At 60.5% G+C, this 13655-nt stretch carries 14 protein-coding genes; 2 read left to right on the top strand and 12 right to left on the bottom strand.

Annotated features, from left to right (window positions below; genetic code table 11):
• Positions 1-4: 4 nt before the first annotated feature.
• The 3 genes from BLU35_RS01005 to BLU35_RS00995 all read right to left on the bottom strand — a co-directional run bounded on the left by BLU35_RS01005 (position 5) and on the right by BLU35_RS00995 (position 1632).
• Positions 5-370 (bottom strand): DUF1515 family protein, encoded by a 366-nt coding sequence (locus tag BLU35_RS01005; protein ID WP_353615010.1) that lies wholly within the window; start codon positions 368-370, stop codon positions 5-7.
• 12 nt (positions 371-382) lie between these two features.
• Complete coding sequence (locus tag BLU35_RS36005) at positions 383-616, bottom strand: hypothetical protein (RefSeq protein ID WP_502688131.1); 234 nt, start codon at positions 614-616, stop codon at positions 383-385.
• A 128-nt stretch (positions 617-744) separates the two neighbouring features.
• Positions 745-1632 carry a chitinase gene (locus BLU35_RS00995; protein ID WP_093231924.1) on the bottom strand — a complete coding sequence of 296 codons (888 nt, stop codon included), beginning with the start codon at positions 1630-1632 and terminating at the stop codon, positions 745-747.
• Between the two features lie 203 nt (positions 1633-1835).
• Between BLU35_RS00995 and BLU35_RS00990 the strand changes: the two genes are divergently transcribed.
• Positions 1836-2063, top strand: a complete 228-nt coding sequence (locus tag BLU35_RS00990) for a hypothetical protein (protein ID WP_143032877.1) — start codon at positions 1836-1838, stop codon at positions 2061-2063.
• On the opposite strand, the gene BLU35_RS00985 is transcribed toward BLU35_RS00990, so the two are convergent.
• The 8 genes from BLU35_RS00985 to BLU35_RS00945 form a co-directional block, all read right to left on the bottom strand.
• Complete coding sequence (locus BLU35_RS00985; protein WP_093231922.1) at positions 2046-2309, bottom strand: hypothetical protein; 264 nt, start codon at positions 2307-2309, stop codon at positions 2046-2048. The genes BLU35_RS00990 and BLU35_RS00985 overlap by 18 nt on opposite strands.
• Before the next feature lie 511 nt (positions 2310-2820).
• Complete coding sequence (locus tag BLU35_RS00975; protein WP_093231920.1) at positions 2821-3504, bottom strand: hypothetical protein; 684 nt, start codon at positions 3502-3504, stop codon at positions 2821-2823.
• A gap of 11 nt (positions 3505-3515) precedes the next feature.
• Positions 3516-5042, bottom strand: a complete 1527-nt coding sequence (locus BLU35_RS00970; protein ID WP_093231919.1) for a hypothetical protein — start codon at positions 5040-5042, stop codon at positions 3516-3518.
• Entirely contained in the window at positions 5042-9139 is a 4098-nt protein-coding gene (locus BLU35_RS00965) for a phage tail protein (protein WP_093231918.1), read from the bottom strand. Before BLU35_RS00965 ends, BLU35_RS00970 begins: the two co-directional genes overlap by 1 nt.
• A gap of 8 nt (positions 9140-9147) precedes the next feature.
• The gene (locus tag BLU35_RS00960) at positions 9148-9552 is read right to left on the bottom strand and encodes a DUF6950 family protein (protein WP_093231917.1); all 405 of its coding nucleotides are present in this window, start codon (positions 9550-9552) and stop codon (positions 9148-9150) included.
• 4 nt (positions 9553-9556) lie between these two features.
• Entirely contained in the window at positions 9557-10150 is a 594-nt protein-coding gene (locus BLU35_RS00955; protein WP_093231916.1) for a DUF2163 domain-containing protein, read from the bottom strand.
• The gene (locus tag BLU35_RS00950) at positions 10147-10800 is read right to left on the bottom strand and encodes a hypothetical protein (RefSeq protein ID WP_093231915.1); all 654 of its coding nucleotides are present in this window, start codon (positions 10798-10800) and stop codon (positions 10147-10149) included. The genes BLU35_RS00955 and BLU35_RS00950 overlap by 4 nt, the downstream gene beginning before the upstream one ends.
• A complete protein-coding gene (locus BLU35_RS00945; RefSeq protein ID WP_093231914.1) occupies positions 10800-12689 on the bottom strand; it encodes a phage tail tape measure protein in 1890 nt (629 codons plus the stop codon). The genes BLU35_RS00950 and BLU35_RS00945 overlap by 1 nt, the downstream gene beginning before the upstream one ends.
• A 140-nt stretch (positions 12690-12829) precedes the next feature.
• On the opposite strand from BLU35_RS00945, the gene BLU35_RS00940 reads away from it, so the two are divergent.
• Complete coding sequence (locus tag BLU35_RS00940) at positions 12830-13009, top strand: hypothetical protein (protein WP_093231913.1); 180 nt, start codon at positions 12830-12832, stop codon at positions 13007-13009.
• 238 nt (positions 13010-13247) lie between these two features.
• Here BLU35_RS00940 and BLU35_RS00935 read toward each other — a convergent pair whose 3' ends face one another.
• Positions 13248-13649 carry a hypothetical protein gene (locus BLU35_RS00935; RefSeq protein WP_093232305.1) on the bottom strand — a complete coding sequence of 134 codons (402 nt, stop codon included), beginning with the start codon at positions 13647-13649 and terminating at the stop codon, positions 13248-13250.
• Positions 13650-13655 lie beyond the last annotated feature (6 nt).

Below are 13655 nucleotides of genomic sequence, written 5' to 3'. Positions count from 1 at the left end.
CTTCTCACACCTTTCCGAGAATGACGAATACGATCCGGCGGATAGCTTCCGCAAAGCTCACGCCGAGCGCCATAGCCGCGATCCCCGTGACGCCGAGTGCGCCGATGCCCATCAACTTCCAGCGCTTCACGTCATCGGTGACTGGCTTCATCTCGGAGACATCCTCGCCGATCGTGGCAACCGAAGCCTCGACGTGCCCAACGCGGTCGACAAGCTGATCCATGCGTTGGTGAACGGCGGCGCGACTAGTCGCCGCCTTATCCTCGGCTCGCACCGATCCCTCCTCCAACCGCCGGATAGATTCCTGCAAGCCTCGCATGCCCGCGACCAGCTCCCCAAGCTGACGGTGAACCGCCGCATCAATTTCCATTGGTGCCATCCCTTAGCGCCCTTCCCCGTGCCGCTCGCATTCCGTCTTCGTCCAGATCGCCGCGGCGCAGATGCCCACGGCAGTCCGGTCAATCTTCCGCTGATCTTCAGTCGTCGCCCCTCGCGCGCCGATCAGATCCGTGCCGACCACGCGCCGGAGACCGTCGACACTTGCCGGCTCCGTGGTCCCACACGCCGCCCCGATCGAGGCATAGGTCAAAATAACTGCGAGCATTGCTCGCTGCATCACCGCTCGCATCGTTCTGCCTTTCAATCTTGGTGATGACCGACCGGGCGCCGTCCTCGTGGATCTCGACAACCAGCCAGACGATGCCGGCGAGCGCGAGCCCGCCGGCGATGATACGCGGCCACATCTCAACGAGCCGGGGCGCGGTTCACCGACCAGCGGCCGGTGAGGAACATGAAAGCCGCGATCGAGCCGATAACGATCAGCAATGCCGCGATACCGAAGCCGTAGGGATTGTTGACGCCGAGCAACGCCGAGAGACCCGCACCGCCGAACAGACTGCCCACGGTCGTCAAGGCCGTGCCACTCTGCCCGGCCGGCACGTCGTCTGCCTTGGCCGCTTCCGGCCTCACGTCCGGCAGCTCGGCCGGCGCACGCGACGCCTCGATCGCGTCGAGGAAGTTCTGGTAATAGCCGGCGATCAGCTTCGCCTTGTTGGTGCCGTTTATGATCGCGCGCGCGCCGACGGGATCGTTTGCCGTCTGGTTGAAATAGTCGGCGAGCTTCTTGCCGGTGAAGATGCCGCCGATCATACCGTCGAAGAGGATGCGGACGGCGGTTGCCATTTCGCCAGCCGTCTCCGGCGTGTCAGCGATCCCGAACCTCGAATAGTTCGACTTCCCGGTGATCTGTGCGAGACCTCGGCCGCGATAGCGCCAGCCGTCGTCGACCGCCGTGTTGCCCATCCGATAGCCATAGACCTTGTTCGCCAGCTTGCGCGGATTGCGGGCGAGAGGCTTGGCGGTGGCGAGATCGGGGAAGCGCGTCGGCCAGACCTGCGTCAGCCGCTCGGCCGAGTAATTCAGGTTCTCGGTCACCGGCTGCATCTCGCCGCCGGTTTCGAGGAACGTGGTCGCCAGCATGTAGGCGAGATGACGGCTGTCGATCACCTTGCCGATCGCCTGGCGCCGATCCCACTCGTCGAGTATGGCATTGAGGCCATCGATCTGGGTCTGCTTCAGGCGACCGCCAAAAGGCGCGCGCCTCGCATAGGCGAGGAACGTCGTTCTGTTCATCTGATTTACCTCTTCGATAGGAAAACAGGCCACCATGCCGCTCGGCATGAAGCCGGCAGGGGAGCATGATGGGCTATGATTGGAACGGCGCTCGCAGGCGCCGGATGAAGATGGTGCGATTCGGAACGGCCGTCGCACTGGCGGCCTTACTGGTATCGGTCGCAGCGCAGGTGGTGACGCGAGCGATCTGAATGGAGACAGAGATGGATACCGCAAAGCTGCGATACCGCATTAACCTGCTTGACGACGGTTCTGTCGTTACCGGCGACGGCGAGTATCTGGGCACTTGGGATACTGACGAGACCGACGCGCTGTATCGATTTTCCCCAGACGGCGCGGCAAGCCCACTACTAATTCACCCATTTCGTAAGTTTCTGTGCGAAGCGATTGACACGTGGAACAGCCAGAACGCCTTAGAAGCCGGACTTTAAGCCAGGCTCCTTTTCAGATTCGTTTGATATCGCCGTCAGCGCGCCAACCACACCCGATTGCGTCGTCATCTGTGAGACGCCGAAGCGCGCACGCATGCCGGCGACAAAGTCCGGATCGTGGCTCTCCAACGCCGTCAGGGCCTCATTAAGAGCGGCCACCACCGTGTCCAGGCTGGTCGCATGGCGTTCGTTCTCTTCCTGGGCGAGCGCCAGTTGTTTCTTCAGGGATGTAGCAACAGGGGTCATTCCAGCTTACAAAGTACCTTGCGAATATCCATTTGATGAGGGAGCTTGAGAAAAGCACAATCAACGGGGACATATATGAGGCGAATATGTTTGTTGGTCTCGCTGGTCATTATTCTCCTAGTGCCGTTTTCGATTTGGGCAAGCGATGCGCCAAAAGGTCGAGAAAACTTCGAGCGCAAGGCTGAAATCATGCGAAAATACCCCATGGCTCGACTTCGCTTCATCCAGACCTGTTCCACATCTCTACTAGAGAGTGTGGGTGATGATGAAAGGTCCGAGATCGCGCGCCTCAATGGTATGCCCGCAGCGGAAGTTGTCGCGGAAATTTGCGGGCGCATAGTCAGGGGTATGGCCTCCGGAGCACTCACATACGAAATTTATAGGCGGTGGCTCGCAACATGGAGTGATGGAGCGCCGGTTGCAATTCCTGATTATAAGTAATGCTCCTATCACGGCTTCGGACCAAAATCGGATGATTGCTTTCGCCAGTTCCGCGCCAAGAGAGGACATATCAGGCTCCGAAATTGACGTTGGAAGCCGTGTGAATCGCCTCGGCCGTGGCTGCCTCTGTAACGGCCTTCTTGGCGCCGAGGCGCTTAGCCTCGATGCCGGCCGAGATCGTCTGCCATTGCTCGAAGGTCGCGATGATCTCGGTAGCCTTGACCTCGACCGTGACCCCGTCGACCGCCGCCTCCGCGACGATGTGCGGGATCTCGGTTGCGGCTGCCGGCGGATCGGCGACGGCCGCACGTGCCTCCGCCAGCTTCTGCTGGTAGGCCATGACCTGACCGGAACCGGGCGTGATGAAATTCCGCCGATACTTTTCAGCTTCGCGGTCGATCTTGCGGATGGCGTCCGCTCGCAGCGCAGCGAGATCAGGAGCAGGCTGCACCGGATCCCACGATGCGAACAGGCCTGCGAGCGACGGCGGGACATCGGGCCACTCCGATACCGGGTTGTCGACGTAGGCGTCTTCCTGCTTGCCGAGCTGCGCGACGATGGCGTCCCGATCGGGCGCCGGCAGCATCGCCGTGACGCGGCCGGCGATCTGGAACCAATACTCGCGCTCGTTCATGATCTGCTGCCGGCCGAGCCACCAGGCGATGGCCGCCATCGAGCGATGGACGGTTCCGGCCGCCATCGCGGCATGAAGCGCTTCCATCATCGGATTGTAGCTGTTCTCAATGCTGTACATGCGGGGTTCCTTCAGGGTTGGGGGATGCCGAAGATGAAGTAGCGGATGCCGCCGGGCGCGTAGGCGCCGGAGGTGCGCCAGTTTCCGGGACTGTCGGCGCGATTGTAGTAATCGCCGACGTTACCGGCGAAGGTGTAGAACCGGGCGTTGTTGGCCGTCAGCTCGCAATAGGTGCTCTCCCCGGCGTGGGCTTGCCCGCTGTAGGGGTACTTCAGCCGCTTCACGAACGGCAGGCGCCACATTGCGCTCCACGACATCGGCAGGTTGTTCTGCCCGACGCTCGCTCCGTTCCCGGCGCCATGGTGCGTGAGGTACTTCACCATCGGGAACATACCTGTCCCGTCAAACGGAATGTCCGTGATGACGCCGTTTCCAGCGCCAAAGGTGAAATAGCCCTGCGCCAGGATCTGCACTTGCGGGCGCCGCGTATCGACGATGATATCTGCCCACGACGGCGGGTCGGCGGAGCCTGGGCGGAGGATCTGGACCACGTCCACGCCACCCTCAGTGAATTTCCGCAAGGGCTTATTGCTTCCGCCGGTCGGCACGCTCGTATCTTCCAGGTAGAGCATGAACCGAGCGCGCATCGCCTTCGTTGCGTTGAAGCCGATGTTCGTCCCGTCAAACCAGTACTCGGCGCCAAAATCGAGCACTTGCGGGTTTGACGGATACATGATCGTCGCGCTGTCGTAAAAATGAACGTCAAGCACGACGGTGTCCGGGAGCGGAACTCCGGTGTTGTAGTAGCTGACGCCAGCGGGAAGAGCGATGTCCGCCGCTGCGATCACCTTCACCGGCATTTTCGATGGATCCATGGCCATCTGTTGAGGCGTGGCAGTGTCGACGTTGTAACCCGGCTTGGCGATCTTCGTCTCGGTTGAGGTGATCTTGATGGTCTTGGTGCCGTTCGGCGCCAAGATCGGCGCATCATCCGGGGCGGCATTGTTGCCCGGCAAGTTCCAGACGATCACACGCTTGTCGCGCGATCGGAACCTGTTGAATGCATCGATACCGTCATTTGGCGTGACGATGACGGGGATACCGTATGCGAAGTTTCCCAGACTGTTGTTGAGAACCATGTTCTCCACCCAGCCAAGCTGAGCGAAATTTCCCACGGCGTAGTAGCCGCCCTGACCGTGGTAGTATTCACCACTGTCGGTCCAGGCGACCATTTGTTGATTGTAGACGTTGCTGCCGCCGCCCTTCTTCGCCTTCACGTCAAACAACGGAACATTGTAGCGAAGCGTCGGGAACGCCGAGTTGCGAAAACCCCAGAGCGTTCCCTGCGCAACAGTGACAGACATGTAAGTGAACGTCGCGGCATTGCTCCCAGGCGGATAGTAGGTGACGCTGTTGCCCGCCTGGAACGTGTTCACGACCCAGATGTCACACAAGCTCGCTTGAATATCGAACTTGCTGTTGTAGAGGAACTTCCAGCGTTCACTATCCGGCGTCGAATAGGGATCGTCGGCGTTGTTCTTCATGATCTTCAGCGCACCGGCGCCGGTGGAGTCGTTGCCGATCCGGATCCTCGCCATCAGGTGAATACCTCGATACCGCCGTTGTTGAAATCCAACAGCAGCTTGCCGTTGACGCTCCGAGCGATGCCGGAGAAGTAGGCATCGCCGAAGTTGGCCGAGATGGCTGAAAGGCTGTTCACGCTGAGCTTATTGGCCGTGATCGCCCCGTCGACGATGAGCTCTGCGCCCGCAGCGCGGCGCATGACCGGCTTGGACCAATAGGTGGAGGTGCCCGTGCCGCCGGTGCGATCGGTCATGAGCATCATTTGGATGTACGTCCTGCCTGTGGGGACGGTTACACGGCCCTGCAACCGCACCCATTGATTTTTCAGGTTCGTAGACGCTGCGAAGAGCCACGCGGTGTTACCGCCATTGCCGTCAGTGATCATCGCTAGGATGTTTGCAGAACCGACGTCTGAGTTGTTGACCCAGACATCGAAGAAGTAAGCCTCTCCCGGCGAACATGCGATCCTTTGCGAAATGGCGCATTCACGGCCGAGGCTTTGCAGGACATAACCGGCAGCGTTGCCACCGTCCTCATTCGGATTGAAATAGAAAGCTTGCATGTAGGAGGTCCACCACGCCTCCAAAGTGCCACGCTGCCACCCGTTGTCGGCAATGTTGGAGAAATCCGTCAGCACAAGCTTGCTCGCCGAGATCGAGTTCGCCACGATATGCGAAGCGGTGACGCTGTTAGCAGCGATCTTGTCTGCGGTAACAGCGCTTGCGGCGATTTTTTCCGCCGTCACGGCGCCTGCGGCGATCGCGCCAGCGGTGACAGCGCTCGCGGCGATCTTTCCGGCGATGACGGCGCCCGTTCGGATGTAGTCAGCGCCAATTGTCGTAATGCCGCCAGGCTCCCAGGGCGAGAACTGCGCCTGGTTGGGGTACGCCTCGCCGAGATAAGGCCGAACCATGTGCATGAAGCTATTGACCTGCCCAGGAAGCGTCGGCGACTTGCGAACGTAGAACAGTGCTGTTGCGGCATTGGCCGGAGCAATGGCGAACAGGCCCGATTGCGTGTAATTCGAAAGCGGCTTGCCGTTGCCGCCCTGCACCTGAGCGTTGATCCAGCCGGTGCTGGCCTCGGAAATCCCTGCGCCATTGCTGTCATAAAAGGCGATGGCAACGAGATGTTGGCACCGGTGGGAACCCAGAAACGCATAAGCTTCGTAGCGTGAGCCGGCCTTCACTGGGACGCGGCGATCGCAGGACCATTGTTGAACTTCGTTGGCGGGGTTGCCATCGTGCTGCTCAAGCACGACCGTCATAGGCTGCCCGGTAAGCGCCCAGGTGTCGCCTTCGAGCCGGGTGGACGCCTGACGGTTCGCTATGCCGCCCTGGTTCCAATAAGACCAATCTTGAGTGCCGCCGTAGTTTTCGGTGTTCGGCAGCATGTTCTTGCCGGAACCGACCGACATGTGTTTTGCGTAGACAGCGCCGTCGACGATCAATTCGGCGGCCGAAGCCCGCCGCATGACTGGCTTGGACCAAAGCGTATATGTTCCCGTGCCCGCTACTCGGTCCGTTTGGAGGCAAAGAGCGATCCGCCCCTTGCCGGCCGGGACCGTCGCGATGCCTTGCAACTTGATCCACTGGTTCTTCACGTTCGTAGTTGCGACTGGATTTGCGGCGAAACCACCCGTTCCCGCCGCATCCCATGTGAACATGTAGAGATTCGCTGACGAGGCGTCGGTGTTGTAGACCCACGCCTCCACGTAATACTGTTCACCAGGCGTGCAGGCGATGTGGTTTGAGAAAGCTTGGTCTCGCCCGACGCTATGAATTCTCCATCCCGATGCATCTCCCGCGCCGGTGTCCAACACGAAACCCTGAAGGAAACTGGTCGTCCAGCCGTCGAGCGTGCCCGTCTGCCAACCGTTGTCCACGATGTTAGAGAAGTCCGTCAGGACCAGCGAACGCGCGGTGACGGAGTCGGCCGCAAGCGCCGTGGCCGTGATGGCGTTCGCCTGCAGTTTTGGCGTCGAGATCGCGTCGTTGGCGATCTTCGTCTCGGTGATGGCGAGATCGACGATCTTTGTGCCGGTGATGGCCGCGTCCGCGATCTTCGCGCCGGTCACGGCGGCATTGGCGATCTTGTTTGCCACAACGGAGTTGTCGGCAAGCCGCAGCGCGTCGATCGCACCCACCTGGATCTTCGCCGTCGTCACCGCCTCGGCCGCCAGCTTGAGGCTGGTGATGGCCTCATTCATGATCTTGTCGGCCGTCACGGCGGCGTCAGCGATTTTTGAAGCCGTGATCGAGTTGTCGAGCACGCTCAAATTGCCGGTCGGAGCGGCAGTCGTCACCCACGGCGTTTCCGTCCGGAATCGATCCGGGTTCGTCGTGATCGTCGCTTTCGCCCGGTACGCTTTGCCCGAGACCACATTGTCTGTCGTCAGCTTTAGCCCGCTCTCAGGGGCATTCGACACATCGCTAAAGGTCTGGGTGTCGCCCACGACCTGATAGGTGATGTTGACCGAGACGATGGTCGGATCTTCTGGTGGGGTCCAGGTGAAGCGCAGGCACGGAACCTGGCTGCCGCTCGCGCCGGCGATAACGCCGGTCGCGACACCGAAATTCTGGATAACCGACAACTGCGATGGATTGACCGGAGGTACTGGCGGAATGATCACCGGACCAGGCGCGATGTCGCCGTCGTCATAGATATCGGCGCCGGTCTCGGTAAGCACGAAAGTGAAGCGAAGATCGGCGTCGCAACGCCACTCCGAGACCATCCAGTCCTTGCCCTGGTAGGTGACCCATTCGCCTTCCATGACCTTTAGGCCGACGCGGCGGCTGACCGGCAACGTGACGGTACCGCCCTTGCGGTTCTGGCGATAACGGATGTTGAGCAAGTATTGCGCGATGTCAGCATCGTGCACCTGCAGGAAGTCGATCGACGTCTGACGCGGGCGTTTGTCCGCGGAGACGTCGGCATTGACGACGATCGGTTTCAGGCTCTCCGGGTTCCACATCGAATCGGGCGAGGTGAACTGTCCGGAGAGGTGGTTGAAAAGGTCGAAGGCCGACTTGCGTGGCTGGCGCGGTTTCGGCCGGTCACTCGGAATGTCGGCATCCATGATCGTCAGCACCGGGATCTGCGGCGCGCCGACAACGACGCCCGAGAGGCCGCGGCGGTTCAAGCCATAGCCTGCCATTGCGTCGTCAAACGCCGACAACGCTTCGGTGTGATCGGTCTCGGAATTGACCCAGAGCGAGCACTGGTAGATCGGCTTGCCCTTGCGCAGCGTCCGGCAATAGTTGATCGCGACGAAGTACGACGACAGATCCAGCTGGCCAAGCGACTTTCCCTCGCCGATCAGCGTGCGGCCAGAGAGCAAGCCCCTCAGGCCGAGCTGGTAATTGAGGCGATGGATCGCCGGGTTCAGCGTATGCACATGTGTCGACGGGTCGTTGAGCCGCTGCGGGCCATTCCCGCCGGCAACGGTCGAATCTTTCGTCGGGTCGTACTCGCGCAAGCCGCGAAGCATCCACTCAATGTCCGGCCGACCACGGCCAGCATCGCGGAAGAACTTCAGGTGATAGTAGCGGTAAACCACAACATAGCAGACGCCACGCAGCCGGCTCGTCGCCTTCCACGTGTTGCCGAGCGCGGCGGTAGACGCGGCAAGCTCTGCATCGTGCACCTGGTCAGGGCGGCCGTCATAGAAGCGAATATCGATCGAACTGTTGCCATCGCCATCGATGAAGCCCTCGACGCCATAGCGGGCAGCCTCTCCACCAGCGAGGGCCATCGGCACGAGATTGTATTTCTCGCCGAACATGAACATGTAGGGCTCAAGGCCATCGCACCAGCCATTCGCGAGCGCGAAGACATCGGCGTTCATCTTGTTGCCCTTGCCCCACTTGGCATAGAAAAGCCGCTGACCGCGCGTCTTGCCGGTACCGAGCAGCGCACCGACCGGCACGTCGCCGCCAATTTGCAGCTCGCCCTGTACAGCTGTGAACTTCTGCTTCTTCTGCTGCGTCTGACCGAGCTTCGTCAGTCCAAGCTTCGCGCCGAATGCCAGCGCTCCGCCCACGAGATTGCCGATAATGGTCGAGCCGAACAGGGCGCCGAGCCCGGTCGTGATCAACGAGAAAATTGCCATGGTAGGGATTATCCGAGATGGAAAGTCGCGACGACGTCGGAAAGGCCGTGGTCACTACGGCCCCTCTCGGTTTTGGTGGTGAAGCGATTGCCGATGCAGACGCCGACATGCTCGGCGCCATCAGCAAGGCGTAGGATGACGAGGTCGAAATAGCGCGCCGAGGCAGCACCATCGGGATCTTGTCCGAGTTCCGCCGACCAGAAGTCGACGAGGCTGGAAAATCCGCGCCGGCGGAGCGCGAGATGCGCGCCCTTCAGCGTCTTGTAGGCGCCGCGATACTTCTCGACGATCGAGGTGCCATGCAGCGCGTCGGCCATGGCGCAGCCGAGGTGGAAGCAGTCGGCCGGGCCATAATCATAGGGGGTCGTCAGCTCACGCTCCAGCGTGGCCGATCCGATGCGAAACCGTTCCATGTTGCTATCTCGACACCTGTCCCCATTCCTCGGGGATCGTGCCGACCGTCGCGACATATTCGAAGCCGGTATCGGTCGCGTCGTTGTCGAACTGCTGCTCGGCCTTGCTGCGCTTGACCAGCGTTTGGCCGCGCGCGGATCGACCGGGCGGCTGCAGATCAATCGTCAACGTCAGAAGCCCCGAGCCCTTCGCGTCGAGCGCATCGTCGTTGTAGCTGATGCGATCGATCTCGTAGATGTTCGAGACAAGGATGCCCACAACCTCGTTGGTCGCGGGGACGCCGGCGAGGTGGGTGATGATGACCGGCGAGTTCGGATAGTCGTACTGCTCAATCTGGGCAACCGCATCCTCAGGGTCCGCAACCGGGATATTCGAGAACACGATCGTCCGCGTTGTTACCGCCACGCCGACGGAGCTATTGATGTCGCCCGCCTCAAGGTATCTGTTCGGCAGATACTTCAGGCCATTATAGGTGAACGGCCGGCCGCCACGATGATAGCCGACAGTCTTGCCAGGCAAATCGAAGCGGATCAGGTCGAGCGTCGCGAACTCGCCACTCTCGACGATCGCCTCGACTTCAGGAGAAAGGACGCTCATGAGAAGAACAGCTCCGTAGCTGTGAATTGGACGTTGTAGTTCGGCCAGGACTTCGGAAGGCTGTAGCTACCCTCGTCCATCTCCATGATGCAGGCCGGTTTCTCGAAATGGACGGCATTGCCTGCGGCAAAGGTCTGGGTATCGAGCGCGAAGCGAATGGCGAGCGTCACGACACCGGCTGCATTCGCGAAAGCTGGCGCCGTGATCCGATGCAGGGAGCGAACCAACGGTGCCTTTCGCACCTCGACATAGTCGCCAGCCGAAAGCTGGAAGCCAGCCGGCAGCCCGTTGACCACGATCGAGAGCGGGTTCGTGATCGATTGCAGCACTGCCGAGCCATCAAACGCGCCCCCGCCTGCCTTCACGCCGGAAAGCGGTGTATCGCCTTGGTACGCTATCGGCCGAGGCCTGTGCGGATCGTAGCCGGCGAACACTCCGCCATCGCTGGCGAGCATGTTGAAGGCGTCGAACGCCGCAGCCTCCGCCGCCGTCAGCTTTCCCGCGGCATAGGTCGCCACCCAAAACGGCGTGCCCCGAAGCAGCGTTTCGGTGCGCCGACCGAGCATGCGCGAAGTGCTACGGGTCCGGATCGGGTCAAAAGAAATCGATGGCCCATAGACCACATTCGGAAGTGCGATCAGATCCGGCATCAGTAGTCCCCGCCGTTCTGGTGGATGTTCTGGCGCGCCGCCTCGTTCCGCTTCATCAACTGCACGGTCTGCCCGCTCGCCTGTTGCAGGATCTTGGCAACCAGGTCCTCGCTCAGTTCTAGCTGGATAACGGTGCGATCGTCGGCTCCGCCTCCATTTCCGGCATCGCGAATCTTCGAAGGAGCGATAATCCTGCCGTGCTGCGACGGCGAGAAAAACTCCTCTTCGTACTCGTTGACCCGGTAAATTCGACCTGGCGAAACATCGCCGCCGCCGGCCCGCGCGCCGCCAGTGAGGAAGTCGCCGAGCGTCGAGTTCGGTACGAATTTCGGAGAGAAGAGCCCCTTTCCGCCGCCGCCGAACCCGCCAGAAAACGCTTCGAACAGCGAGCCGAAGAGCCCTTTGCCATTGGTGTGCACATTGATCAGTTCCGTCAGCAGAGCCGCGAGGGCTTCCTTGGCGTCGAAAGTGCCGTCGACAATGCGGGTAAGCTGGTCGTCGAGTGTGTCACCGACGCGCTGCGCCGCATCCCGCATCCGATCCTGCTGGTCGATCAACTCTTCCTCGGCGGCCATCTGCCGATACTTCTGGTCGATCAGCTTGGAAATTTCCTGCCCCTCTTTCGAGGCAAAGGTAACGCCCGCTTCACGCAGCGCGATCGTCCGCTCACGCTCGATATCAGTCAGCCCCATCACCGCGAGCTCGTCGCGCAGAGACTGGATGACATCGTCAATCGCCTTCTTTTCCTTTTCGGCCGCACTGGCCGCCTTCGATCGACCGCCTTTTTCCTTGCCGTCATCGGATGGGATTACAGGCGGAGTCCAGGTCTTTTCGGCGGTCCTGTTCATGCGATCAACACGGTCATTCAACGCGTCGACGATCTTCGCTTCCTCGGACTTTAGGTCTGCAATCTGCTTTTTGAGCCCATCAACCTGACCCGTGACACCAGCTGCGACGATGTTCTTGCTGTTTTCGAAGCCGAGGTTCTTGGCAACGTCAGAGAGCTTCTCCGTCTCAGCCGTCTGCTTCTCTTTCGTCTCAAGGATTTTGTTTTCCAGATCCAATACCTTCAGGCCTATCTCCGCCTGTCGGTTTCTGAGTGTGCTGCTCCTCTGGTTCTGATAGTCCCGAAAGCCGTCGATGAACTCGGCGAGGCTGTCGGCCGCGGAAACGACGGCCGACTTGAGCTTGACGCCCACTGTCGTGGCGATCAGGTTGAACTTCCGATCGACCTCGGCGGCCTTCTTGATCAACTGCTCGTCGAGTACCAACCCAAGGTCGTTTGCGGCCTTGATTTGGTCGCGGATCCCAGCCTCCCCAGCCTCAATAAGTTGCACGAACTGCTCGCCACCAGTTCCACCAAAGACCTCATCCAAGATGCGGATCTGCGCAGCCTTGTCGAACTGCTGCAGCTTTCCGATGATCTCGGTAAACAGGGCCGATGGGTCCTTGAGCTTTTTCTTAAGATCGTCGGCACTAAGGCCCAGGCGCTTAAACGCTTCAGCAGACGAACCGCTGCCGGTCGAAATGAACTCATCGGCCCTCAGGTTAAGTTCCTTGATACCATCCGTCAGGGCATCAACACCGACCCGGTTTTGCTCGGCGACAAACTTCAACTCCTGGAATGACTTGACGTCCAAGCCGGCCCTCCGCGCCTCATCCCCCACGGCGGCAATCGCGCTAGCCGCATCGCGAACGACGGCCACAGTACTGGCGGAAACAATCCCGGCCACGATACCTGCCGCACCACCAGCGAGGCCCTTGATCCGATCGAAGGACGCGAGCACATCTGTGGCTGTCGACTTGGTCATCGCCCGAATGCGGGCAAGAGAAGCCTCGAAGCCTTTCGAGTCTCCTGAAATAGTGACGGGGATATCAGGGCGGCTCATTTGCGGATCTCGATTTACGGAAACTGATCGCCACCCACCACAGGGGAGAACGGCACACTTGTGATTGACTTCCACGCCTTCTGTGAGAGTCTCGCGACGCCGAGCGCTATTGCTCGTTCAAGTCGCATCCGGAGGAAGCCATGGCCGTGTTCATCCTGCTGTTGGGATTGCTGCAGATGTTCGGAGGCGTGATCGTCGCATTCCTCGCCAAATCGGCAATGCACGAGATACTTGGCGCCACGGCTTTCGGCCTGGGCGTCGTCAGCGTTGCGCTCGCGATCATCATCGCCAAGATCGATGATTTTGCGAAGTCTCGCTAACTTCCCCCAATTGTCTGCGCCTTCGGGTTCGTCTTGAGCGACGGTCGCACCCCATAGGCCGCTGCGGCGCGGCGAACCGCTTCGCGAGAGATAAACGGAGCGCCGCTGAGTTTTCCGGAAAGCCCCTCCAGAGCCATCTCAAATTCGGCCGCCGTCGCCTTCCAGAAAACTTCCGGCGACCAGCCGAAAAGCTTCGGAGAAGTGGCGACGCGAAACGCCGTTTTGAGTTGGTCAGCAATCAGGAGGGGCTGACGGGCTTTCCCAAGACGGCATCCGAAGCGATATCGGTTGCCGTCTGTTCATCTCGGCGAATGCGCCCGGCCTCGATATGTCCTGCAAGTGCAGTCTCGACCGCATCGCGCCAGTTCACCTGGTCGGCGATAGAGATGTTGCTGTCGTCGAGGATCTTGGCCACGAGCGCGTCGAGCTGGTCGGCATCATCGACGACGATCAGGCAGCGAACGGCGCAGGCGACGGCCTTCGGCTCGAAGCCGAGCAGTCGGGCATAGATCTCGTCAATCGTCTTGGCACCCAGCGCCTGCGACAGTCGCGCAAGTCCCGAGAAGGTGACGGCGATACGGAAGTCGATGGCGCCGATTTTTACCGGCGCCTCGCCACGGATGGGGTTAGCGTGTTCCACCATCGC

It is taken from the genome of Sinorhizobium sp. NFACC03, from assembly GCF_900103435.1.
Lineage (GTDB): Bacteria > Pseudomonadota > Alphaproteobacteria > Rhizobiales > Rhizobiaceae > Ensifer.
Note: the sequence above shows the minus strand (reverse complement) of the source record. Positions and strands in the feature narration are given on the sequence as shown.